The sequence below is a fragment of the Actinokineospora cianjurensis genome (genome assembly GCF_003663795.1).
Classification (GTDB): domain Bacteria; phylum Actinomycetota; class Actinomycetes; order Mycobacteriales; family Pseudonocardiaceae; genus Actinokineospora; species Actinokineospora terrae.
Window position 1 is genome coordinate 570,270 of the sequence record NZ_RCDD01000001.1, and the last position, 23,521, is coordinate 593,790.

22 protein-coding genes are annotated in these 23,521 nt (G+C 71.1%); 9 read left to right on the forward strand and 13 right to left on the reverse strand.

The features are described 5' to 3' along the window. Nucleotides 1-10 precede the first annotated feature (10 nt). Together wzt and glfT1 are read left to right on the forward strand one after the other, a co-directional pair. Nucleotides 11-799 (forward strand): galactan export ABC transporter ATP-binding subunit Wzt/RfbE, encoded by a 789-nt coding sequence (gene wzt / locus CLV68_RS02625; protein WP_121388998.1) that lies wholly within the window; start codon nt 11-13, stop codon nt 797-799. Further along, a complete protein-coding gene (glfT1, locus tag CLV68_RS02630) occupies nt 799-1,695 on the forward strand; it encodes a galactofuranosyltransferase GlfT1 (RefSeq protein WP_121388999.1) in 897 nt (298 codons plus the stop codon). Before wzt ends, glfT1 begins: the two co-directional genes overlap by 1 nt. Before the next feature lie 49 nt (nt 1,696-1,744). Here the strand turns inward: glfT1 and CLV68_RS33635 are convergent, their stop codons facing one another. After that, a complete protein-coding gene (locus tag CLV68_RS33635) occupies nt 1,745-2,251 on the reverse strand; it encodes a DUF6817 domain-containing protein (RefSeq protein ID WP_170224044.1) in 507 nt (168 codons plus the stop codon). Between the two features lie 94 nt (nt 2,252-2,345). Here CLV68_RS33635 and CLV68_RS02645 point away from each other — a divergent pair, with 94 nt between their 5' ends. Further along, nucleotides 2,346-2,618, forward strand: coding sequence for a hypothetical protein (locus tag CLV68_RS02645; RefSeq protein WP_121389002.1), 273 nt, complete (start codon nt 2,346-2,348; stop codon nt 2,616-2,618). A gap of 4 nt (nt 2,619-2,622) precedes the next feature. On the opposite strand, the gene CLV68_RS02650 is transcribed toward CLV68_RS02645, so the two are convergent. Continuing rightward, entirely contained in the window at nt 2,623-3,045 is a 423-nt protein-coding gene (locus CLV68_RS02650) for a GtrA family protein (protein ID WP_121389003.1), read from the reverse strand. A 77-nt stretch (nt 3,046-3,122) separates the two neighbouring features. On the opposite strand from CLV68_RS02650, the gene dprE1 reads away from it, so the two are divergent. The 3 genes from dprE1 (at nt 3,123) to CLV68_RS02665 (ending at nt 8,611) form a co-directional block, all read left to right on the forward strand. Continuing rightward, nucleotides 3,123-4,490 (forward strand): decaprenylphosphoryl-beta-D-ribose oxidase, encoded by a 1,368-nt coding sequence (dprE1, locus tag CLV68_RS02655; protein ID WP_121389004.1) that lies wholly within the window; start codon nt 3,123-3,125, stop codon nt 4,488-4,490. After that, nucleotides 4,487-5,242, forward strand: a complete 756-nt coding sequence (gene dprE2, locus CLV68_RS02660) for a decaprenylphospho-beta-D-erythro-pentofuranosid-2-ulose 2-reductase (protein WP_121389005.1) — start codon at nt 4,487-4,489, stop codon at nt 5,240-5,242. The genes dprE1 and dprE2 overlap by 4 nt, the downstream gene beginning before the upstream one ends. A gap of 270 nt (nt 5,243-5,512) precedes the next feature. Beyond that, the gene (locus CLV68_RS02665; protein ID WP_121389006.1) at nt 5,513-8,611 is read left to right on the forward strand and encodes an AfsR/SARP family transcriptional regulator; all 3,099 of its coding nucleotides are present in this window, start codon (nt 5,513-5,515) and stop codon (nt 8,609-8,611) included. Between the two features lie 86 nt (nt 8,612-8,697). On the opposite strand, the gene CLV68_RS02670 is transcribed toward CLV68_RS02665, so the two are convergent. The 4 genes from CLV68_RS02670 to CLV68_RS02685 form a co-directional block, all read right to left on the reverse strand. Continuing rightward, nucleotides 8,698-9,624, reverse strand: coding sequence for a decaprenyl-phosphate phosphoribosyltransferase (locus tag CLV68_RS02670; RefSeq protein WP_121389007.1), 927 nt, complete (start codon nt 9,622-9,624; stop codon nt 8,698-8,700). Then, on the reverse strand, nt 9,621-10,103 hold the full coding sequence (locus CLV68_RS02675) for a phosphatase PAP2 family protein (protein WP_245782744.1): 483 nt from the start codon (nt 10,101-10,103) through the stop codon (nt 9,621-9,623). Before CLV68_RS02675 ends, CLV68_RS02670 begins: the two co-directional genes overlap by 4 nt. A gap of 108 nt (nt 10,104-10,211) precedes the next feature. Next, the gene (gene glf / locus CLV68_RS02680; RefSeq protein ID WP_121389008.1) at nt 10,212-11,429 is read right to left on the reverse strand and encodes a UDP-galactopyranose mutase; all 1,218 of its coding nucleotides are present in this window, start codon (nt 11,427-11,429) and stop codon (nt 10,212-10,214) included. Nucleotides 11,430-11,549: 120 nt separating this feature from the next. Continuing rightward, on the reverse strand, nt 11,550-12,536 hold the full coding sequence (locus tag CLV68_RS02685; RefSeq protein WP_121389009.1) for an LLM class flavin-dependent oxidoreductase: 987 nt from the start codon (nt 12,534-12,536) through the stop codon (nt 11,550-11,552). Between the two features lie 80 nt (nt 12,537-12,616). On the opposite strand from CLV68_RS02685, the gene CLV68_RS02690 reads away from it, so the two are divergent. Next, nucleotides 12,617-13,432, forward strand: coding sequence for an HAD family hydrolase (locus tag CLV68_RS02690; protein ID WP_121389010.1), 816 nt, complete (start codon nt 12,617-12,619; stop codon nt 13,430-13,432). 77 nt (nt 13,433-13,509) lie between these two features. Here CLV68_RS02690 and CLV68_RS02695 read toward each other — a convergent pair whose 3' ends face one another. After that, on the reverse strand, nt 13,510-13,866 hold the full coding sequence (locus CLV68_RS02695; protein ID WP_092785998.1) for a hypothetical protein: 357 nt from the start codon (nt 13,864-13,866) through the stop codon (nt 13,510-13,512). A gap of 245 nt (nt 13,867-14,111) precedes the next feature. Here CLV68_RS02695 and CLV68_RS02700 point away from each other — a divergent pair, with 245 nt between their 5' ends. Further along, nucleotides 14,112-14,315: a cold-shock protein gene (locus tag CLV68_RS02700; RefSeq protein WP_092785996.1), complete on the forward strand. Its 204-nt coding sequence runs from the start codon at nt 14,112-14,114 to the stop codon at nt 14,313-14,315. Between the two features lie 285 nt (nt 14,316-14,600). On the opposite strand, the gene CLV68_RS02705 is transcribed toward CLV68_RS02700, so the two are convergent. From CLV68_RS02705 to CLV68_RS02730, 6 genes are all read right to left on the reverse strand, one after another. Continuing rightward, nucleotides 14,601-16,493 (reverse strand): glycosyltransferase, encoded by a 1,893-nt coding sequence (locus tag CLV68_RS02705; RefSeq protein ID WP_121389011.1) that lies wholly within the window; start codon nt 16,491-16,493, stop codon nt 14,601-14,603. 70 nt (nt 16,494-16,563) lie between these two features. Beyond that, nucleotides 16,564-18,465 carry a glycosyltransferase gene (locus tag CLV68_RS02710; protein ID WP_121389012.1) on the reverse strand — a complete coding sequence of 634 codons (1,902 nt, stop codon included), beginning with the start codon at nt 18,463-18,465 and terminating at the stop codon, nt 16,564-16,566. 231 nt (nt 18,466-18,696) lie between these two features. Then, nucleotides 18,697-19,146, reverse strand: a complete 450-nt coding sequence (locus CLV68_RS02715) for a DUF2304 domain-containing protein (RefSeq protein WP_121389013.1) — start codon at nt 19,144-19,146, stop codon at nt 18,697-18,699. 9 nt (nt 19,147-19,155) lie between these two features. After that, nucleotides 19,156-19,893, reverse strand: a complete 738-nt coding sequence (locus CLV68_RS02720; protein WP_121389014.1) for a glycosyltransferase family 2 protein — start codon at nt 19,891-19,893, stop codon at nt 19,156-19,158. Between the two features lie 70 nt (nt 19,894-19,963). Further along, a complete protein-coding gene (locus tag CLV68_RS02725; protein WP_121390923.1) occupies nt 19,964-21,292 on the reverse strand; it encodes a lipopolysaccharide biosynthesis protein in 1,329 nt (442 codons plus the stop codon). Next, nucleotides 21,289-22,299, reverse strand: coding sequence for a glycosyltransferase family 2 protein (locus tag CLV68_RS02730; protein WP_121389015.1), 1,011 nt, complete (start codon nt 22,297-22,299; stop codon nt 21,289-21,291). The genes CLV68_RS02725 and CLV68_RS02730 overlap by 4 nt, the downstream gene beginning before the upstream one ends. Before the next feature lie 86 nt (nt 22,300-22,385). Between CLV68_RS02730 and CLV68_RS02735 the strand changes: the two genes are divergently transcribed. Further along, nucleotides 22,386-23,486: a UDP-N-acetylglucosamine 2-epimerase gene (locus CLV68_RS02735; RefSeq protein ID WP_121389016.1), complete on the forward strand. Its 1,101-nt coding sequence runs from the start codon at nt 22,386-22,388 to the stop codon at nt 23,484-23,486. The last annotated feature ends 35 nt before the right edge of the window (nt 23,487-23,521 follow it).

Below are 23,521 nucleotides of genomic sequence, written 5' to 3' on the forward strand. Positions count from 1 at the left end.
CAGTCACACCATGGTCAGCATCGATGTACGCAACGCCTGCGTGGACTTCCCGATCTTCGACGCCAAGACGCGCTCGCTGAAGAAGGCCGTGCTCGGCAAGGTCGGCGGCAAGATCGGCACCGAGGCGCGGGTCCCGATCATCGAGGCGCTGCAGGACATCAACCTCGGCCTGCGCGACGGTGACCGGGTCGCCCTGATCGGGCACAACGGCGCGGGCAAGTCGACCCTGCTGCGCCTGCTGTCGGGCATCTACGAGCCGACCAGGGGCACCTCCGAGATCCACGGCAAGATCGCGCCGGTGTTCGACCTCGCGGTCGGCATGGACCCGGAGATCTCCGGCCTGGAGAACATCCTCATCCGCGGCCTGTTCCTGGGCATGACCCGCAAGCAGATGCAGGACCGGGTGGAGGACATCTCCCAGTTCACCGAACTCGGCGACTACCTGCACCTGCCGCTGCGCACCTACTCGACCGGCATGCGGGTGCGGCTGGCGCTGGGCGTGGTCACCTCGATCGACCCGGAGATCCTGCTGCTCGACGAGGGCATCGGCGCGGTCGACGCGGCGTTCATGGCCAAGGCGCGGGACCGGCTGGTCGACCTGGTGCGCCGGTCGGGCATGCTGGTGTTCGCCTCGCACTCCGACGAACTGCTCTTCGAGCTGTGCAACACGGCCATCTGGATGGACGAGGGCCGGATCAAGATGCACGGCGACCTGCGCGAGGTGCTGACCGCGTACAAGGGCCGCGACCCGCTCGAAGGCATGAGCCCGGAGACCCTGGAAAGGCTCGGCGAGAAGTGATGAGGCGGTTGCCGACGGGTGCCGTGGTGGCCGTGGTGGTCACCAGGCACCGGCGAGCACTCCTGTCCGACTCCCTGAAGATGATCGCGGCGCAGACCCGGCCGCCGGACCACCTCGTCGTGGTCGACAACGGCCCGGACGACTCGGCGCAGGACGTGGTCGAGTCCTGCCCGCTGCCCACCACCTACCTGCCGTCGCACCGCAACCTGGGCGGCGCGGGCGGCTTCGCGCTGGGCATCCTGCACGCACTGGCGATGGGCGCCGACTGGCTGTGGCTCGCCGACGACGACGGCCGCCCCGCCGACGAGTCGGTGCTGGCGACCCTGCTGGACGTGGCCGAGCGGCGCGGGCTCGCCGAGGTGTCGCCGATGGTGACCAACATCGAGCACCCGGAGAAGCTGGCCTTCCCGCTGCGCCGCGGCCTGACCTGGAAGCGCGACGCCGACCAGCTCGGCGAGGACTTCCTGCCCGGCATCGCGTCGCTGTTCAACGGCGCCCTCTTCCGCGCCGACACCCTCGACGTGGTCGGCGTCCCCGACTACCGCCTCTTCTTCCGCGGCGACGAGGTCGAGATCCACCGCCGCCTGATCCGCTCCGGCCTCCCCTTCGGCACCTGCCTGCGCGCGGCCTACCTGCACCCGGACGGCAGCGACGAGTTCAAGCCCATGCTCGGCGGCAAGCTGCACGCGCAGGACCCGGACAACGCGGTGAAGCGCTACTACACCTACCGCAACCGGGGCTACCTGCTGTCGCAACCGGGCATGCGCAAACTGGGCATGCTGGAGGTCTTCCGCTTCGGCCTGTACTTCCTGGGCACCAAGCGCGACCCGAAAGCCTTCTACGAATGGCTCAAACTGGTCCGTCGAGGGCAGCAAGAGCGCTTCTTCCGGCACTAGAGCTACCCCAGCAGGCGCTAGAGCTATCCCGGCAGGGAGCCGTCCGCGTTCAGAGTCGTTCCAGGGCCTCTACTGCGGGCAGGCTCGCGTAGGCGGACCACGAGCTCAAGCGCAGGCGGAGTTCGGCGGCGTGGCGGCGGCGTAAGAGGGGGCTTTGGGTCATGACGTCGAGTTCGTTGGCGTAGGTGAGTTCGACTATGTCGCGGAGTAGGCCGTTGTCGACTTGGCTGGCGGTGCCGGTGAAGCGGTCGCGGACGATGCCGGTCAGGAGGCGGGGGTAGCTGAAGGCGCGGTCCAGGGCGCAGTAGGCGTACACGATGGCCTCGGCTTCGACGCCCACGTAGTCGACGAGGACCGGGCGTTCGTGTGGGGAGAGCAGGGAGTGCGGGAAGCCGTCGGTGCCGTAGGCGGCGTGGGCGAGGCCCGCGGTCTGCAGGGCCGGGCGGGCGCCCCAGGCCGCCAGGGCGTCGCGGGTGCGACCGAGGTGGGCGAGCAGGGTGCCGCCGGGGTGGGCGAGTTCACCTGCCCCGCGGGCGGCGAGCAACTCCTCGATCATGGTTGCCAGGCTACCCCGGCGTTTCCGCTCTCAGCGGATCCGCTACGGGTGAACTTCCCTTGCCAGGCAACGGTTGTCGTGGTGTCCTCAGCCCATGAGCGAACAGCGGCACGCCCTCGTCCTGCACCTCGTCAGCGGCGGGGAGCCCCTCATCTTCTCCCTGTCGGAGCGCAGTGCCAAGAGCCTGTCCGCGCGGCTGCCGGTGCTGATGGCCTCCGGCGGCGTCGACACCCCGGAGCTGGCGGACGGGACCACGGCGGCGGTCAACTTCGGGCACGTCGCGAGCGCCCACATGGACACGCTGCCCGCGCACGTGAAGGTCTACGGCACCCCCGGCAACCGCACCCACGGGTTCGCCAGCAACTAGCCACCTAGCGACCGGCGCGGAACACCACCGTCCGCAGCAGCACGAAGTTGATCGTGGTGCCGACGCCCTGGGCGATCACCCAGGCCACCGCGTACTCCCAGCGGAAGGTCGGCAGCACGGCCAGCATCAGCGCGTTCGTGCCCACGTTGACGAAGAACGTCACCGTGTAGAGCAGCGCGAACCCACCGGCCTGCCCGGCGCCCCGGTCCGCGGCGTCGGTGAAGGTGAACCGCTTGTTGAGGAAGTACGCCGTGGTGGTGCCCAGGATGAAGCTGAGCGCCTTCGCCAGGTGCACCCACAGGCCCGACTGCAGCAGCAGCCAGTAGGCCCCGGAGTCGACCAGCGCGCAGAAACCCCCCACCAGCACGAACCGGATGAGCTGCTGGAGCAACCCGACCCGCTGGGTGTCGTCCCGGACCTCGGCCATCTCGTCACGTCCCCTGTTCGGCCCCGACCGCGGGGACAAGTCTAGGAGCGCGCGACGGCCCGGCTACCCTGGGTCCGGTGGAGCCAGGAAAGTACGAGACGCGGAGGCTGACCGGCTGGGGGCGCACCGCGCCGACGGTTGCCTCGGTCGCCACCCCGACCACTCCCGACGACGTCATCGCCGCGATCGCCTCGGCAGGCAGGCGCGGGGTCATCGCCCGCGGCCTCGGCCGGTCCTACGGCGACCCGGCGCAGAACGCGGGGGGCCTGGTCGTGGACATGACCGGCCTCGACCGCATCCACTCGATCGACGCCGACTCCGGCATCGCCGTGCTCGACGCCGGGGTGAACCTGGACCAGCTGATGCGGGCGGCGCTGCCGTTCGGCCTGTGGGTCCCGGTGCTGCCCGGCACCCGCCAGGTGACCATCGGCGGCGCGATCGGGTCGGACATCCACGGCAAGAACCACCACAGCGCGGGCAGCTTCGGCAACCACGTGCGCTCACTCGACCTGCTGATCGCCGACGGCTCGGTCCGCACCCTCACCCCGGACGGCCCGGAGTCGGACCTGTTCTGGGCGACGGTCGGCGGCATGGGCCTGACCGGGATCATCCTGCGGGCCACCGTGGCGCTCAAGCACACCGAGTCGGCGTACTTCATCTCCGACACCGACCGCACCGCGAACCTGGACGAGACGCTGGCGGTGTTCTCCGACGGCTCGGACGACACCTACGAGTACTCGATGGCGTGGTTCGACTCGATCTCCACCGACGGCAGGCTCGGCCGCGCGGTGTTCTCCCGGGGTTCGCTGGCCAAGCTCGACGAGCTGCCCAAGAAGTACCGCAAGGACCCGCTGCGCTTCGACGCCCCGCAGTTGCTGACGCTGCCGGACGTGTTCCCCAACGGCCTGGCCAACAAGCTGACCTTCCGGATGCTGGGCGAGGCGTGGTACCGCAAGGCGCCGAGGCAGTCGCGCGGGCAGGTCATGAACCTGACCGCGTTCTACCACCCGCTGGACATGTTCGGTGAGTGGAACCGGGCCTACGGCACCCACGGCTTCCTGCAGTACCAGTTCATCATCCCGTTCAGCGCCGACACCGAGCTGCGCGCGATCATCCGGCAGATGGCCGAGTCGGGGCACGTGTCGTTCCTCAACGTGTTCAAGCGCATGGGCGAGGGCAACCGGGCGCCGTTGTCGTTCCCCCAGCCGGGGTGGACGGTCACCGTCGACTTCCCGATCGCGCCGGGGCTGCACGAGTTCTGCGCGCGGCTGGACGAGCAGGTCTTGGCCGCCGGTGGTCGGCTCTACCTGGCCAAGGACTCGCGCACGGCGCCGGAGACCTTCCACCGGATGTACCCGGGGCTCGACGAGTGGCGCAAGGTGCGGCACTCGGTCGACCCGGACGGCCTGTTCACCTCGGACCAATCGCGAAGGCTCGGACTTTGATCAACGCAGTCGGTACCCCGCAGTCCCTGCTCCTGCTCGGTGGCACGTCCGAGATCGGGCTGGCCGTCGCCGCCAACTACGCCAAGCAGCGCCCGCTCGCGGTGACCCTGGCCGCGCGGCCGTCGCCCCGGCTGGACGCGGCGGCCGAGCAGCTGCGCGGCCTGGGCGCCACGGTGCGCACGGTCGCCTTCGACGCCCGCGACTTCGACTCGCACCCGAAGGTGGTGGCCGAGGCGTTCGGCGACGGCGACATCGACGTGACGGTCGTCGCGTTCGGTGTGCTCGGCGACGCCGAGCAGCTGTGGCAGGACCACGCCGCCGGGGTCGAGGCGGCCCAGGTGAACTACACGGCGGCGGTGTCGGTGGGCATCGCGCTGGCCGAGCGGCTGCGCGCGCAGGGCCACGGTTCGGTGATCGCCCTGTCGTCGGTCGCCGGTGAGCGGGTGCGCAGGTCGAACTTCGTCTACGGCTCGACCAAGGCCGGGTTCGACGGCTTCTACCTGGGCCTGGGCGAGGCGCTGCGGCCGCAGGGGATCACCGTCACGGTCGTGCGGCCCGGGTTCGTGCACACCAAGATGACCGAGGGCCTCAAGGCCGCGCCGCTGGCCACCACGGCCGACAAGGTCGCCCAGATCGCGGTCGACGCGGTCCGGTCGCGTCGCGAACTGGTGTGGGCACCCGCGCCGTGGCGGGTTGTGATGTCGGTGCTGCGGCACGTCCCGCGACCCCTTTTCCGCAAACTTCCCATCTGATCGTTCGCCCCATCGCCCGGTGCGCGCCGGGCTAGCATCCCCACCAGGTGGCGGAGGGGGACCGATGGCGCTCGACGGGGTGTTTGCGCAGGCCGGGACGGGGTCGGCGCGGTGCCCGTTGTCGATCACCCGGCGGCGGGGCACCGGGGTCGGCGTGCGCGCCGAACGCGTCGATGCCACCGGTCACCGAGCCGCTGACGCGGTGGTGGTGACTTCCCGGACGCGACGGCCGATAGTGGTCACCAAGCACACTGACCTGGGGGTAGAGACGTGCGCATCCTGGTGCTGGGGCAGGTGGAGATCAGATCCGACGAGTCGGAGGAGCCGGTCATCGCCCTCGGCGGGGCGAAACCGAAGGCGCTGCTCGCCGCGCTGATGATGCAGCCGCGGCAGGTGGTGCCGACCGAACGGCTCATCGACCTGCTGTGGGACGACTCGCCACCGGCGTCGGCGGTGGCGCTGGTGCACACCTACGTGTCGCTGGTGCGGCGGGCGGTCACGGCGGCCGGGCGGCGGGGGTCGCTGACCACCAAGGCCCCCGGCTACCTGCTCGACGTCGACCCGACCGACAGCGACCTGGAGAGCTTCGAGAACCACCTGTACGCGGCCAGGCACGCCGAGCGCCAGCTCGACCACGACTCGGCGACCGGCCTCTACGAGCAGGCGCTGCGGCTGTGGCGGGGACCGGCGTTCGGCGGGGTCGACGCCGGTTTCGCCAGGACCCGCTCGGCGGGTCTGGCCGACGAGCGGTTGGCCGCCGAGGAGGGCCTGGCCAGGTGCATGCTGCACCAGGGCAGGGCCGGTGAGGTCGCCGCCCACCTGCGCCGCCTGGTCAACACGCACCCGCTGCGCCAGCAGTCCAGGGTGCTGCTGATGCGCGCGCTGCACGAGAGCGGCAGGCAGGGCGACGCGCTCGCGGTGTACCGCAACGGCCGCGAGCACCTGATGGCCCAGCTCGGGGTCGAGCCGGGCGACGAGCTGCGGGAGCTGCACTCGGCGATCCTCAACGGCTCGCTGCGCTCCACGGCCACCAAGCGCAGGCCGAGGTCGCCCTCGGTCGTGCAGCACACGGTGCCGAGGCACCTGCCGCCGGACGTCAGCGACTTCACCGGTCGGGCCGAGCAGCTGCACGCGATCATGGCGTTGAGCGAGGCTGGTGCGGCCGCGGCGCCCGCCGTCCTGGTGTCCGGCGCCCCGGGGACCGGCAAGTCGGCGTTGGCGGTGCACGCCGCGCACCGGCTGCGGGCGCGCTACCCGGACGGGCAGCTGTTCGCCGACCTGCGCGGCAGCGGCCGCGACCTGGGCGCGCACGAGGTGCTGAGCCGGTTCCTGGGCGCGCTCGGGGTGGCCGCTGCCGATGTGCCGACCGACTTCGCGGAGCGGGTCGAGCTGTTCGGCAGGCGGGTCGCGGACAAGCGGCTGCTGGTGGTGCTGGACAACGCCAGGGACGCCGAGCAGGTCAGGTACCTGCTGCCGCAGGCGCCGAACTGCCTGGTGATCGTGACCAGCAGGACGCGGCTGCCCGGGCTGCTCGGCGTGGTGCGGGTGGAGCTGGACCTGCTGTCCACCGAGGCGTCGATGCGGATGCTCGGCCGGGTGGTCGGGCTGAGCCGGGTGGAGTCGGAGCCGATCGCGGCCGCCACCATCGCCGAGCTGTGCGGCGGGATCCCGCTCGCGGTGCGCGCGGCCGGGGCGAAGCTGCTGGCCAGGCCGAACTGGCCGCTGCGGGCGCTGGCCGCCCGGCTGTCGGACGAGCGCGGCAGGCTCGACGAACCCGCTGGCGGCGACCTGGCCGTCCGGTGCGGGCTGCGGCTCACCTACGCCGAGCTCGACGACGTCCACCGGCACGCGTTCCACCTGCTCGCCCTGCTCGACCTGCCGGACTTCGGCTCGTGGCTGGCCGCCCCGCTGCTGGAGGTCGGCGTCGACGAGGCGGAGGACCTGGTGGAGCGGCTGGTCGACCTGCGGCTGGTCGAGGTCGCCGGGATCGACGCGATCGGCCGGGTGCGCTACCGCTTCCACGACATGGTGCAGCTCTTCGGCGCCGAGCAGGCCAACCGCGAGGAACCGGCGGACGCGGTCGCGGCCGCGGTGTGCCGCACCCTGGCGGCGTGGATGTGCCTGGTCGAGGCCGGGGCGAGCAGGCTGCCCAGGGTGACGCTGGGGCTGCGGACCACGCCGCGGGCCGGGTTGGAGCTGGACGCCAGGCTGGTCGCGGAGACCGAGCAGGACCCGTCCGGCTGGTTCCGCTCGGAGACCGCCGCGGTGGTGCGGACCGTGGAGCGCGCGCACGAACTGGGCATCGACGAGATGACGACGATGCTGATCGCCGCGCTGCTGTCGTCGCCGTTCGCCGCGCGCAACGAGTTCGACGGCTGGCAGCGCACCCACGAGGTCGCCCTCGCCGCCGCCAGGGACACCGGCGACACCCGCGCGGAGGCCACCGTGCTGACCGGGCTCGGCCAGCTGTACTACGAGAAGGACGAGTACCCCGACGCCCTGGCGCACTTCACCCAGGCGGCGGACGGCGCGAGCAAGGTCGACGACGACGCGACCCTGGCCATCGCCCTGGTCGGCATCGGGACCGTGCACCGCGACCTGGCCCAGTTCCGGCTGGCCCGCGAACACCTGGCCAGGGCCACCCAGGTCGGCGAACGCGGCGGTGATCTCGGCGTGGTCGCCGCAGCCGACTTCGGCCTGGCCTCCATCTGGCGCGACCTGGGCGACATGCCCTCGGCGGCCGCCCGCTTCACCCGCTGCGCCGACGCCTACCGGGCGCTGGGCGACCCGCGGGGTGCGGGCTTGGCGCTGCGCGGGCTGAGCCTGTGCCACCGGGCGGTGGACGAGGCGGACCTGGCCGCGACCCTCAGCGAGCAGGCCGAGGCCATCCTGCGCGGGGCTGGCGACCAGCTGGGGGCGACGTACGCGGCCCAGTCACTGGCCAAGGCCAGGATCCGGCAGGGCCGGGTGGCGGGGGTGGCCGAGGCGCTCGCGGACTGCCTGACGCTGTGCACCACCCAGGGCGACCGGTTCGGCGTGGCGCTGGTGACCAGGACGCTCGGGGAGCTGGCGCTGGCCGAGGGGGAGGCCGAGGCGGCCGTGCGGCTGCTGGCCGACGCGCTGGGGAAGTGGACGGAACTGCGGCTGCCGCTGTGGCAGGCGCGGACGCTGCGCGACCTGGCGGCGGCCGAGGCGGACAGCGACCCGGCACTGGCGGACGCGCACTGGACCAGGGCGGTGGCGCTGTTCACCCAGGTCGGCACCCGGGAGGTCGGGGAGCTGGCGGACCTCACGCCCGGGATGTGGTCGATGCGGGTCAGGCGCTGCTCGACGGTGACCGCCGAACAACGCCTGACAACGGGAACCTGAGCTTACGGACGCTGCCCCCACGCACGACAAGTTCGCCCCATCGAGCAGTGTTCGTGTGGAGGGCCTGGCCTGGAAGTGCCTGGGAACTACAGGTAGATCGACAGGGCCAGGCAGGCCACCCAGGACAGGCCGAGGACCTGGAGGACCCGGTCCTTGAGGGCGATGTCCTCCGGCGTGCCCGCGTGCCCGCCGTCGACGTCGACCGCGTAGCGCAGGACGGCGATGACGAACGGGACGATGGAGATGACCGCCCAGACCGAGTTGTGCGGGTTGCGCTCGCGGATCTCGAACGCCCACAGCGAGTAGGTGGTGATCATGACGGCGGCCGCGGTCGCCCACACGAAGCGCAGGTAGCTCGACGAGTACTTCGACAGCGACGCGCGGATCTTGGCGCCGGTCTTCTCGAAGAGCACGATCTCGGCGTAGCGCTTGCCGGAGACCATGAACAGCGAGCCGAACGCGGTGACCAGCAGGAACCACTGCGAGAGCGGGATGCCCGCCGCGACGCCGCCTGCGATCGAGCGCAGCAGGAAGCCGGAGGCGACGATGCACAGGTCGATCACCGGCTGGTGCTTGAGGCCCAGGCAGTAGCCCAGCTGCACCGCGGCGTACACCGCGAGCACCACCGTCAGCTGCCACCCGGCGAGCAGGCTCACCCCGAGCGAGCCGAGGAACAGCACGACCGCGGCGACGTAGGCCAGCCGCACCGGGACGATGCCCGAGGCGATCGGGCGGTTGCGCTTGGTCGGGTGCTCCCGGTCGGCCGCGACGTCGATGGCGTCGTTGACCAGGTAGACCGAGGAGGACACCAGGCAGAAGGACGCGAACGCGATCACGGCCGCGACCAGCACGTCCTGCTCGAAGATGCGGTTGGCGGTGAACGGGGCCGCCAGCACGAGGACGTTCTTGACCCACTGCCGCGGCCGCGCGGTGCGCAGCAGCCCGGCGAGCACGCCCGGTCGCGCGGCGGGGGTCTCCGACTCGGTCCGGTGTTCGGTCGCCTGGTCGCTCACCGCTTGCCTCCCCGCAGCTTGCGCCGCAGCAGCCCGCCGACGACGGCGCCGAGTGCGGAGCCCGCCAGCACGTCGGTCGGGTAGTGCACGCCGAGCACGAGCCGCGAGAGCAGCATCGGCGGGACGAGCACCGGGACCAGCTTGCGGCCGGTCAGCCCGGAGAACAGCACGGCTGCCGCGGTGGTGGAGGTGGCGTGCGATGACGGGAAGCTGAGCTTGCTCGGCGTGCCGACCAGGACCTGCACCGACGGGTCGTCGGGGCGGGGCCTGCGCACCACGCGCTTGATGGCGATCGAGGCTGCGTGCGCCGCGACCACCCCACCGGCGGCGACCAGCCAGTCCTTGCGCCGGTCCTTGTCGACGGCGGCACCGAGCAGGCCGAGCGCGAACCAGCCCGCGCTGTGCTCGCCGAACAGGGACAACCCCCTGGCCGCTTTCACCACCGGCGGCGTGCCGATGGCGCTCTGCACGCGGCTCAGTGCGGCGGTCTCCCGCCCGGCCGCGGACGCGCTGCGGTCCACTTGGCTTTCCTCCCAGTCGTGGTGTTCCCCCGACAGAGCATCGGGGGAGCAGCCGCGGTGTTTCGCCTAGACGTCGATCGAACCGTCGAGCGGGGCGCCGTCACGCAGGTGGGGGGCCACCTTGTTGTCGAAAACCGACAGCGCGGAGCCGATCGCCATGTGCATGTCGAGGTACTGGTAGGTGCCGAGCCTACCGCCGAAGATGACGTTCTTCGCGGCCGCTTCGCCCTTGGCCAGGTCGCGGTAGGCGGCCAGCTTGGTGCGGTCCTCGGCGGTGTTGATCGGGTAGTACGGCTCGTCGTCGTCCTCGGCCGAGCGCGAGTACTCCTTGACGATCACCGTCTTGTCGGTCGGGTAGTGGGTGCGCTCCGGGTGGAAGTGCCGGAACTCGTGCACCCGGGTGTAGGGCACGTCCTGGTCGTTGTAGTTCATGACCGAGGTGCCCTGGAAGTCGCCGATCGGCAGGACCTCCACCTCGAGGTCGACCGTGCGCCAGCTCAACCGGCCCGCGGAGTAGTCGAAGTACCGGTCGAGCGGTCCGGTGTAGACGGTCGGGGTGCCCGCCGGGACCCGGTCCCGCACGTCGAAGTAGTCGACGTCGAGGCGCACGTCGATGTTCGGGTGCGCGGCCATCTTCTCCAGCCACGCGGTGTACCCGTCGACGGGCAGGCCCTCGTAGGTGTCGTTGAAGTACCGGTTGTTGAAGTTGTAGCGCACCGGCAGCCGGGTGATGATCGACGGCGCCAGTTCCTTCGGGTCGGTCTGCCACTGCTTGGCGGTGTAGCCGCGGATGAACGCCTCGTAGAGCGGGCGCCCGATCAGCGAGACCGCCTTCTCCTCGAGGTTCTTGGCCTCGTCGGTGGCGATCTCCGAGGACTGCTCGGCGATCAGCGCTCGCGCCTCGTCCGGGGTGTGCGACTTGCCGAAGAAGGTGTTGATCAGGGCCAGGTTCATCGGGAACGAGTAGACTTGGTCCTGGTACCTGGCGAACACCCGGTGCTGGTAGTCGGTGAACTCGGTGAACTGGTTCACGTAGTCCCACACCCGCTTGTTCGAGGTGTGGAACAGGTGCGCGCCGTAGCGGTGCACCTCGATGCCGGTCTCCGGCTCGTTCTCCGAGTAGGCGTTGCCGCCGATGTGCGGGCGGCGTTCGAGGACGAGCACCCGCTTGTCCAGTTGGGTCGCCGTCCGCTCGGCGATCGTCAGGCCGAAGAACCCGGACCCGACGATGACCAGGTCGTACCCGTCGTAGTTGTCATCACTGGTTTCTGCAACCGCGCTCACGGTGGGCCAGGCTACCCGCGCACCGGATTTCGCTTGACGGCGAGGCAGGGATCACTCCCCGGGTGGGGACGGCGATCGGCCCCGGCGTCCTCCCCCGGGCGCCGGGGCCGATCGTTCCCCCTATTTCCCTCCCCCGCCTTCTCGGACGCCTGACACCCCGGACCCGTTGCCCGGGTTCGCGGAGTTGTCGGCGTCGCGGCGGGTAGCCCTACCGCCCAGCAGCGGCAGTACGTCGGCGGCGACCTCTTCGAGCACCAGTTCGCGGCCCGCGTACGGCCCGTCCGGCCGCGGCCAGTGGATGACGACGTCGGTGAACCCGGTGTCGCGGGCCCGGCTGACGTGCTCGGTGAACGCCTCGACGCTCTCCAGGGCGAACAGCGGCGAGGCGTCGACGCTGACGTACCTGTCGATGGTCGAGGGGTCGCGGCCGATCTCCTCGAGCGCCCGGTCGAACCGGGCGGCCCGCTTGGCCACGTCGGCCCACCAGGCGTCGACGGTCTCGGCGCCGCCGGGGCGACCGGTGGTCACCCAGCCCTGGCCGAAGCGGGCCGCGAGGCCCATCGCCTTCGGGCCGTTCGCGGCGATCAGGAACGGCACCCTGGGCCGCTGCACGCAGCCGGGGGCGTTCCTGGCCTCCTCGGTCCGGTAGTACTCGCCGGTGAAGGTGGTCTTCGGCCCGGTGAGCAGCGCGTCGGAGAGTTCGACGAACTCGGCGAAGCGGTCGGCGACCTGGGCCTGGGTGATGTCCTCACCGCCGTGGCCCATCGCCTGGCGGTCGTACTGGCCGATGCCGCTGGCCCCGGACCCGAGGCCGAGCATGAACCGGCCGTCGGAGATGTCGTCGATGGCCAGCGCCTGTCTGGCCAGCGGCACCGGGTGGCGGAAGTTGGGGGAGACGACGAAGGTGCCGAGCCGGATCTCGGAGGTCACCATCGCCGCCGCGGTCAGGGTGGGGACCGAGTCGAACCAGGGGCCGTCGACCAGGCTCCGCCACCCGAGGTGGTCGTAGGTCCAGGCGTGGTCGAAGCCGTATTCCTCGGCTCCGCGCCACTTCGGTTCGGCCGCCCACCAGCGATGCTCGGGGAGAATGACAATTCCTACGCGCACCAGGCGAACCTAGCGGCAGCCCGACCCGGGGGTAACGAAGGCCACCGCAACCGGGTCGACGGGTCCGGGAGGATGGGCGCGTGGACTCGCCCCGGCTCGTCGCCTCCGACATCGATGGAACGCTGCTCGGCCCGCTGGAGCGGGTGACCGACCGCACGGTGGGGGTGATCGCCAGGGTCGTCGCGACCGGGACGCCGTTCGTGCTGGTCAGCGGGCGTCCGCCGCGGTGGATCCCGCCGGTGTCCGACAGCGCGGGGCTGGACGGGTACGCGGTCTGCGCCAATGGGGCGATCATCTACGACATCGGCACCGGACATGTGGTCTCGGCACACCAGCTGGACCCGATCCAGCTGCATGACGTGGCGCACGTGCTGGACAAAGCGATCCCCGGTGCCGCGTTCGCGACCGAGCGGGTCGTGGTCGGCGGGCCGCACCTGGAGGCCCCGTACGCCGCGGAGCAGCGCTACTCGAACCCCTGGGGCGACGCGGTCGACGAGCTGACCCTCGCCTCCCGCGCCGAGGTGCTCGGGCGCCCCGCGGTGAAGCTGCTGGTGCGCCACGCGGGGATGCGGAGCGCCGAGATGATGCTCGCGGCCCGCGAGCTGCTCGGCGACAGCGTCGATGTGACGTATTCGACGAACCTGGGCCTGCTGGAGGTCTCCGCGCCGGGTGTGACCAAGGCCAAGGGGCTGGCCGAGGTGGCGGAGATCGCCGGTGTGCCCCAGGCGTCGGTGATCGCCTTCGGCGACATGCCCAACGACATCGAGATGCTGCGCTGGGCCGGGCACGGGGTGGCGATGGCCAACGCGCACGACGACGTCAAGGCCGCCGCGGACGAGGTGACGGCGCCGAACTCCGAGGACGGGGTGGCACAGGTGCTGGAGCGCTGGTTCTAGCGGTAGCCCTGGGTCCTGACGGCTGGTCCTGACGGCGGAGCCCCGTCCCGGTGGCGGGACGGGGCGGTGCCGGTGGGTCAGACCTCGCTGCCGCGGGCCAGGTGTTCGCGCAGGGCGATCGGGGCCCCTGCCAGGTCCTCGTCGTTGCAGAGCAGCTTGACGTCGTAGTACGGCCTGCCCTCGCGGTCGTCGTAGTCGAGGTGGATGGCGATCACGTCGACCGGTTCGCCGAGCCAGTCCTGGGTGCGCCGCAGCCAGGACGCCGCCCGCTCGAGCGCGGTGGGCAGGTCGTCGTCGCGGAACTCGACCGGTCGGTACGGGACGCCCTGGACCTGGTCACCCACATTGGCTGGCCTCGGCAGGTCGACGGATACGCCGACATCATCGAGGCGGAGTGCGATGGACTCGGTGTTGTCACTGGCGAGCTCGCTCACCTTGACAGCGTCTCCCAGCGGGTGGCTGGTCGCAACCCCCGGCATGCGGGTGCGCGGGTGCTGCGGTGTGTGGTTGACTGTATCCGGTCGTGAATTTTCTTGAGTACGTGTTAGATCACGCTCGCAAGAGATCGTTGCGGGCGCGCGGTTTTCCTCCAGGTCAAGCCGGAGAAGTCGCCGTCTGAAACCGACCATGGGTTTGCGCGACCGCGCAGAGCCAAGCGGTACCTGTTGAGGAGATAGACGTGGCACAGGGCACAGTGAAGTGGTTCAACTCCGAGAAGGGCTTCGGCTTCATCCAGCCGGACGACGGCGGCGCCGACGTCTTCGTGCACTACTCGGAGATCCAGGGCTCGGGCTTCAAGACCCTGGACGAGAACCAGCGCGTCGAGTTCGAGATCGGCCAGGGCCAGAAGGGCCCGCAGGCCACCGGCGTGCGCGCTCTCTGATCTTGACGCTAGCAACCTGAGGCCCGATCCCCGCTCCGGCGGAGGTCGGGCCTCAGGCCATTTCCGAACCCTTGTCGGCTCCGGTCGGCAAAATTCACCCTATTGGGCGAAAGATGTGCGCGGACACCCGGAAAGGCGCCCAGATCCGCCCTGGTGTCCCGCACCCGGGTCGACCCGGTGGCACCGCCCGATTCGCCCGTGATCGCCCGAGAAGGGCGGTGAGCGGGCCGCAAACGCACACGAGGGCGGCCCCTTGCGGGAACCGCCCTCGTCGAGGTCGTGCGACTAGTTCTCGAAGACCTTGCGCCAGGACTCGGTCGAAGTGAGCTCCGGCATGGCCGCGCGCCAGGTCTCCCTGGCGGCTGGCCACTCGGTGGCCAGGCGCCGGTAGGCAGCGGCGGCCTGCTTGGACAGCTCGCGGAAGACCTTCGGGTCGCGCCTGCGGAAGGCGACACCGCTGCCGTCGGGGTTGGAGACGGTGGCGCTGTCGAGGTTGCCGAGCAGGAACCACAACGCGCTGCTGGCCGGGACGTTGACCTGCGGGCGGTCAGCGGCCTCCGGGGCCGGGGGGCGCAGGTTGTGCAGCAGCGCCTTGGACGCCTGGGCGGCGATCTTGGCCGGGTTCACCGGCGGCCGCAGCATCCGCTCGGCGTGCACCGCGTCCAGCGACGGCGGCGGGAACTGGCTGGCCGAGGCCAGGGTCTGCGCGTCGGGGTACTGCTTGCGGATGCGCTGGATCTCCGGCAGGGCCGTCGGCAGCAGGTCGAAGAGCCGGTCGGGACCGGCCAGGAAGTCCTCGATCGCCTTGATCTCGATCGCGACCGTCGAGTACTCCATCGACAGCAGCCTGCGCAGGGTGTTGCGCATGCCCTGCTTGACCAGCACGGCGCGCTGGTCGTGCGGGCTGTGCAGCGCCGCGACCACCAGCCGGTTGCGCAGGTGGAAGTAGACCGTCCAGTCCGACAGGTCGTTCTTGTCGGTCCACGGCATGTGCCAGACCGCGGAGCCGGGCAGGGTGACCGTGGGGTACCCCTTGGCCAGCGCGCGCAGCGAGTACTCCGCGTCGTCCCACTTGATGAACAGCGGCAGCGGCAGGCCGTTGGCCTCGACGATCTCGCGCGGGAACAGGCACATCCACCAGCCGTTGTAGCTGGAGTCGATCCGCCGGTGCAGCTCTGGGGTCTCGCGCAGCGACTCCTCGCCGAAGTCGTGCTTGGTGACCGCGCCCGGCGCCGGGCGCCAGTAGCAGCTGTGCAGGTCGACGACCTCGCCCATGCTGTGCAGCTGGGCCTTCTCCTGCAGGTTGAGCATCTGCGAGCCGACGATCATCGGGCTGGTCGCCGCCCTGGCGAACGCGCTGGCCCGCAGGATCGAGTCCGGCTCCAGGGCGATGTCGTCGTCCATCAGCAGGATCTGGTCGACGTCGGAGTGCTCGATCGACTCGTAGAAGGCGCGGCTGAACCCGCCGGAGCCACCCAGGTTGCCCTGCTCGATGACCTCGAGCCTGGCCCCGAGCAGCCGGGCGGCCTCGGCGAAGCGCGGGTGCCCGGAGATCTTCTTGGTGCCCTGGTCGGCCACGTAGACCTTGGTGACCACGTCGAGGATCGCCGGGTCCTCGCCGAGGGCGAGCAGCGAGGCGACGCAGTCGTCGACCCGGTTGAACGTGGTGGTGCCGATGGACAGCTTCACCGGCGGCAGGTCGAGCTCGGTGGCCCACACCGCGTCGGCGAGTTCGAGGGTGGAGTCGTCGGTGAACAGGTCGAACCAGATCCAGCCGCCGTCCTCGAACGGGGCGAGGCTGACCCGGAACTCCGCGGTGGTCCACTCCGCGCCGGAGCGGACCGCCTGACCGGCCAGGTGCGCCTGGTCGCCGTTGGGCTTGGACCGGTACACGTCGATCCGGCCGCCACCGCGCAGGTTCACCCGCAGGATGACCTCGGTGACCTTGGTCCAGCGCTTCCAGTACCCGGCCGGGAACGCGTTGAAGAACGCCGCGAACGACACCCGCGCCGAGACCGGCACGGTCACCGCGGTGCGCGAGGACACGTGGCTGTGCGCAGTCTCCAGCTCGTCCAGGTAGAGCGGTCGCACGTCCACCGGGTCGGTGTCGCGGGGCAGGATCACCCGCTGCAGCACCACCTGGTCATCGCTCCGCTGTGCCACGTCCTGCTCGGTCACTTCGCTCCTCCAGCGAACTGCGCTCACCCGGGGCGGTGTGCTGCCCCGGGCCTGTGGGGTTGGGACCTGCTCAGCGCAGGCCGTACAACCGCTCCCAGTTGTCCTTGTCGGTCAGTGCGGGCACCGCGGCGCGGTACTCCTCCTGCAGCCTGGGGCCCTCGGCGATGATCCGCCGCGCGACCTGGGCCGCCCGCTTGGCCAGCTCGATGGTGGTCGCCTTGTCCCTGGTCCTGACCCGGACCGCGTCCTGGGCGGCGTCGGTGACGACGACCTTGTCGAACTGGGACACGTGCCACCACGCCGAGTCGACCGACGGCACCGCGCCGACCGGGTGCGTCGAGCGGCCGGTCGCCAGGTGCGCGAGCCGCTTGAGCAGCACCAGCCGGGGGCTCTTGGGCGCGGGCGCGGCCTGGATCAGCGGCACCGAGCCGAGGCCGAGCTCACCGAGCTTGCCGATCGGGTGCGCCACGGTGTCGGCGTACTCGGCGCGCAGCTTGCGGATGTCGGCCGCGGCCTGCTGGCCGCCGTCGTGCAGCGCGCGCGGGCCCTCCAGGAAGTCCTCGGCTGCCTTGATCATGGTGACGGCGAAGCCGTACTGCATGGCCAGCAGCGCGCGGGCCACCCGGGAGGTGATCACCCTGGCCACCTGCTTGGGCGGGAACGCCGAGTGCAGGGTGGCGACGATCATCGCGTTGCGGACGGCGAAGTACTCGTTCCACTTGTCGCCGTCCTTCCAGTCGAAGTCGGCGTGCCAGAGGCCCGCGCCGGGCAGGGTCACCGTGTTGTACCCGCGGGAGCGGGCCCGGTAGCCGTACTCGACGTCGTCCCACTGGAAGAACACCGGCAGCGGGAGACCCAGCTCCCTGGCGACCTCGTTCGGGATCAGGCAGGACCACCAGGCGTTGTAGTCGGCCTCGACCCTGCGGTCGCCGCGCACCGGCTGGCCGGTCGGCTCGCCGTTGCCGTCGAGCGCGGGCTCCAGCAGGTCGACGTCGTCGAGGCCGTTGTGCACGACCTGGCCGGGGATGAGCTGGTTGAAGTCGGCGTACTCGGCGCTGGCGATGAGCCGGGTGGGGTGCAGCAGCCGCAGCATCTGGCCGCCGACCAGGGTCGGGCGCTGGGTGCGGTTGGCGAACGCGGAGAGCCGGACCGCGATCTCCGGCTCGCACAGCACGTCGTCGTCCATCAGCAGGATGTTCGACTCGCCGGACTTGGTGATCTCGTACATGCCGCGGCCGAAGCCACCGGCACCGCCCAGGTTCGGCTGGCGCAGGTAGCGCAACCGGCCGCCGAGGGCGTTGTCGAGGTCGTTGAACTGGGGGCGCGACTGCACGGTGTCGGTGCCCTGGTCGACGACGTAGACGGCGTCGAGGACCTCGAGGGCGCCCTCGTCACCGGCGAGGGCACCGAGGGTGCGGGTGCAGTCGTCGGCGCGGTTGAACGTGCAGATGACCACCGAGGTCTGCCGGTAGGTCTCCGGCCCGGCCACGGTCCAGACCAGCCGGTCGACGGCCAGGCCGGTGTCCTCGGTGTCGATCTCGACCCAGAGGAAGCCGCCGTCGAGGAACTTGTCCAGCTTGGCGGTGAGGGTGACGAGCTGGTCGGTGGCGCCGCGCACGTCGGTGGCGGCCTCCGGCCTGGTCTCGCCACGGAAGTCCGAGGCGACCAGCGCGATCTTGGCCGACCCGCTGACCACCAGTTCCACGGTCACCTCGGTGACCACGGTCCAGCGCTGCCAGTGCGACGCCGGGAAGCGACCGAAGTAGGTGTCGGTGCTCACCGCGGAGAACGGCTGCACGGTGATCCGCGCCCGCTCCCGCTCGGCCGCGCCGGAGACGACGGTGGTGTAGAGCGCGTCCGGGCACACCGGGTCGGGACCGCGGAACAACCCGCGTTGGGCGACCAGCCGCGCGGCTGGGGCGGTCGGCTCTGCCTCGGGTGCTGCGGTAGCGCTGGGGGCACTGCGGGTCATGCTTGTTCGGACCTCCAGAGAGCCGCCGCGCGCGGCCGTCTCAGTCGTCGGGCCGGTCACACGACCCGCGGGTCCCGGGGGCGATGGGTGACCGGACGTGGGGTGAACCGGGCGCTGCACGGCGCCCGAGGCACTCCAAGGCTACCTGCTCGCCGCTGCCTTACCCGTTCGGCTGACCCCGAGCCCGGCCGTGGGCGGTGGGACCACGGCCGATGCCCGGTCACGCCGGGTTCAGGACCGCGCCGGGGTGGCGGCGTGCGAGCCGTTGCGCGACGGGGTCCCGGCCGGGTCCTGCGCCGGGGCACCGGGCTCGAGCTGGGCGATCCTGGCGTCCAACTCCGCCCGCGTGCGCTCCAACTCGCAGCGCAGCAGGGCGATCTCCTCGACCGCCGTGCGCGTCTCCTCCTCCAGGTGACCGACCTCACTGCTGAGGTGCAGGCTCACCGCGGCGAGGACGATGCCGGAGAGCAGGAAGGTGAAGTTGGACGCGGTCTGCACGCCGACCAGGTCGGCGAGGTCCTGCGCGAAGTCGGGGAAGATGCCGAACACCAGCACGCCGACGCTGACCAGCAACCACATGCCCGCGTACTTCTCGCGCAGCTTGCGGCGCCGCATCAACTCGACGACGAACAGCAGGACCAAGCAGGCGACGACGACGCTGAGCAACCGCCATCCGGCCATGGGGACCTCCTAGGCAGCGTCGGCCGACTCGACCGACGGACGACGGCGGACGAGCGCCAGCAGCAGGGCCAGCCCGGCCCGGAAAAGGTACACCGCGGCGCGGATCGGGGTCTGGCTCGGCTGGCCGCCGCTGCGCTCCCGCATCTCTACGGGGACCTGCCGGACGACCAGCCCGCCGCGGATGGCGAGCACGAGCGACTCGACGGTGTCACCGAGGTACTCGGCCGGGTAGTACTGGGCGAACATCTTCACCGCGCGCGGCCCGGCTGCCTTGAAGCCGGAGGTGACGTCGGTGAGCTTGGTCCTGGCCAGCCGCGAGATGACGACCGCCAGCACCCACATCGCCCAGCGGCGCGGGCCGGTGGCGCGGTAGGCGCCCTTGCCTGCGAAGCGGGCGCCGATGACCAGGTCGGCGTGGTCGAGGTGGTCGACGAGTTCCCGGACGTGCTCGGGGTCGTGCTGGCCGTCGGCGTCGACCTGGACCACCACGTCGTAGCCGTTGGCGACGGCGTAGCGGAAGCCGGTGCGCATCGCACCGCCGACGCCGAGGTTCACCGCGAGCCTGGCGACGGTGGCACCGGCCTCCCTGGCGCGGCGCGAGGTCTGGTCGGACGACCCGTCGTCCACCACGAGCACGCCCGCGTCGGGCAGCGTCTCGCGCACGTGGCGCACCACGGCGCCGACGTTGTTCTCTTCGTTGAGGGCGGGGAGCACGATGAGGATCCGCCGGGTGGCTACCTCGGCCATGGTGGAACCAATCCGTCGTAGACCTGGAAACGCGGGAAGACGATACCGCGCGGGGCGTCGGGATCCGGTGTCAGGGCCGCGCGGCCGGGTCGACCGGCATGTCCCTGGGGTCCGATTTCGCCACCGCGACCGCGGCGACCAGCAGGCCGACCGTGGGACCGACGACGAGCCCGAGCACGGCCTTGAGCACCGCGTCGCCCGGCCAGAGCGCGACGACCAGGACGGCGGCCGCGGTGACCACCGCCCAGACCGCCAGCACCTGGGTCGGCCTGACCCTGGCGACGAGCACGGCGGCCAGCAGTTGCAGCACGGCGATCAGCACCGACGACCACACCAGACCGGCGACCGCCCAGCCCGCGACCACGAAGTCGGCGCCGAAGAGCAGCGACACCACCCACGGGCCGATCAGCAGCCCGACCAGGCCACCGAGCGCGGCGAGCGCGACGGCGCCGACCGTGCCGACGGCGAGCAGCCTGCGGAGCCTGCGCAGCCCGTCGGGGCTCTGCGAGAGGCGGACCACGACCGGCACCGCGATGGCCTGGACGGCGGAGAACAGCAGCAGCGGCACCCTGGCGACGGCGAGCGCGGCGAACAGGGTGCCGAGCCGGTCCTCGTCGCCGGGCGGGACGAGCAGGCTGACCACGGCCGGGTAGCCGGTGATCACCGCGGCGGTGAGCGCCGAGCTGGCGAACAACATCAGCATCCTGGGCACGACGACGCGCGGCGGGTCGCCGGGCAGCGCCGGGTCGAGGTGGGTGCGGGTCCGCCGGGTGAACAGCACCCAGGCGAACGAGCCGAGCGCGACCGCGACGGCCAGCGGCACCATCCCGCCGAGGGCGGCGAGGACCAGGGCCACGATGACCAGCGGTCGGACGGCGGACTCGACCACGATCAGCCACGAGTAGGCGCCGACCTCGTTGTTGCCGACGAGCACCCCGCGCACCGCGAACTGCACCGCGAACGCGACCCCGGCGACCAGCACCACCACGGCCAGCCAGTACTGGCCGCGGAAGAGGCGCTCGTTGACCGTGGGGATCAACGGGATGGCGGCGACAACGGCGACGGCGACCAGCCCGGTCACCAGGGCGGTGACACCATCCGCGCCGACCTTGGTGCCACGGGCACCGGCGAGCGCGGACTGCCGGGACAGCTCTTGCTCCAACGGGGACAACGCGCTGCCCAGGCCGAACAGGAGGCCCCAGAACGTCATGAAGATGGCGTAGTCGGCCGGGTTGAACAGCCGTCCGGTGAGGATCAGGACCGCGTAGCCGAGGGCCGAGCCCGCGAGGATCGCCAGGCCCACCCGGCCGACCGACTTGCCGACGGCCGCGGTGGACTCCGGTTGCTCGTCCTGCGTGGTCGGTTCGGGTCGGGCGGCCGGGTCGTGCTCGGTGGTCACCGGCGCAGCCATGCCTTGGCGGCGAGGAAGAGTCCGCGCAGGACACCGAGGCCGAAGCCGCCCGCGAACAGCGGCAGCAGCGTGGCGACCGCGCGCGCCTCACCCGGGGTCGCGCCGCACTTGCGGACGGCGACACCCGCGGCCGCGCAGCCGACCACACCCGCGGCGATGGTCGTCTTCGGCTTGCGCACCAGCATCGCGATGGCGACCACACCGACACCGAGGGCGCCGAACAGGGCGGTGCGGGCCGGGCCTGCCGAGGTGAGGTAGCTGTCGACGTAGGTCGTGCCGCGGTAGAGCGACTGCTTGGCGAACTTCTCCAGCGTGTCGCGGCCGTTGTAGACGGCGGCGAACCCGGGCGAGATGTTGATCCGCTCGCGGTCGATGATCCAGCGCAGCACCTTGGTGTCGTCGCTGGCGAGGGAGACGTCGTCGTAGAGCGAGTCGAAGGCCATGACCGCGCCGTCGAGCATGGTCCGCGGTGCGACGAAGAAGCCGGTGCCCTTGGGGTACAGGTCGAACTCGTCGGGGCCGAAGGAGGTGAGCCTCGGGTCCGCGCAGTAGCGGCGCCACGGGATCTTGACCAGCCCGGCCATGAACCCGGCGTACGGGTTACCCGCGGAGGCGACGGTGATGTGGCCGTTCCACACCTTGCGCTCGGGGTGCTCGACGAGCTGGTCGCGCAGGTAAGTCAACGCGTCCGGCTCGACGATGACCCGGCTGTCGAGCAAGAGGACGAACTGGCCCGACGCCTCGGACAGCCCTGCCTTGCGCGCCTCGAACCGGCCGCGGTTGGACTGGGAGACGACGGTGATGCCGTGTGTCTTGGCCAACTCGGCGAGCCTGTCACCGGTGGCGTCAGTACTACCGTCGTCGACGACGACGACCTGCGCCTCCCAGGCGGCCCGCTCCAAGGACTCCACGAGCGCCGCGACGCACCGCGGCACCCAGGATTCCTCGTTGTAGACCGGGATGACGACGCTCAACGTGGGCACTGGCGCGTTCACACCGGCTGACGATACCCGGGCACGGCGGTGGCGCGGACTGCGCCTATGCTGGCCGGGCTCTGCCGTCGAGCCGAAGAGGCCAGCTGGTGATCTCCTTCATCCTCGGCACCACAGCCGAACTGATCAAGATCGCGCCGGTGTACCACGCGATCGTCAACCGGGGCACGAAGCCGAAGATCTGGTTCACCGCCCAGCACGTCGACGAGGTCTCCGAGGTGCTGGCCGACCTCCAGCTGCCCGAGCCGGACGTGTGGTTGGTGCCGCGGTCCAAGGCGCGCAACCTGGAGACCCCGGCCCAGGTCCCCGGCTGGGCGCTGACCGTCGCCCGCAACGCCTGGAACCGCCGCTCGGAACTGCGCGCGATCCTCGCCGAGGACGGCCGCCCACCGCTGGTCATCGTGCACGGCGACACCTTCACCACCCCCGGCGGCGCGCTGATCGCCAAGCGCTTCCTCGGCGCGCGGGTCGCCCACGTCGAGGCCGGGTGCCGCTCGGGCAGCCTGCTCAGCCCGCTGCCGGAGGAGATCAACCGCAAGGTCGCCGCCAAGCTGGTCGACCTGCACTTCGCCCCCAGCGCCCGCGAGGCCAACAACCTCCGCCACGCCCGCGGCGCGGTCATCGACACCGGCGCCAACACCGCCATCGACGCACTGCGGATGGCCGTGAACGGCACCTTCCCGGACCTCGACCTGCCCGACGAGTACGGCCTGGCGACGCTGCACCGGTTCGAACTGGTCTCCCGCGCGGACAAGTACCGCGAGGCACTGGAAGCCCTGCGCGACCACAGCTCGCAACTGCCGATCCTGTACATGGCGGGCGCACCGGAGCGGGAGCGCATCGAGCGGCTCGGACTGGGGAACCTGTTCGACGACAAGCGGTTCATCATCCAGCCCAAGATGCGGTACCTGCAGTTCCTGCCGCTGATGGCCCGCGCGAAGTTCGTGGTGACCGACTCCGGCGGCCTCGGCGCGGAGTGCTTCTACCTCGGCCTGCCGTGCGCGATCCACCGCGAGCGCACGGAATCACCGCAGCACATCGGCGAAACCGTTGTGCTGACCGGGATGCAGAAGGACAAACTGGCCGACTTCCTGTCCACGTACCAGAACCGCCGGGGCGCGTCCCTCGTGGACCAGTACCAACCCAGCGACATCATCGTCGACACCCTGGCCCGACTCGGCCACTGCTGATCTTTCTCATCGTCGACGGGGTGGGCACCGGCTTT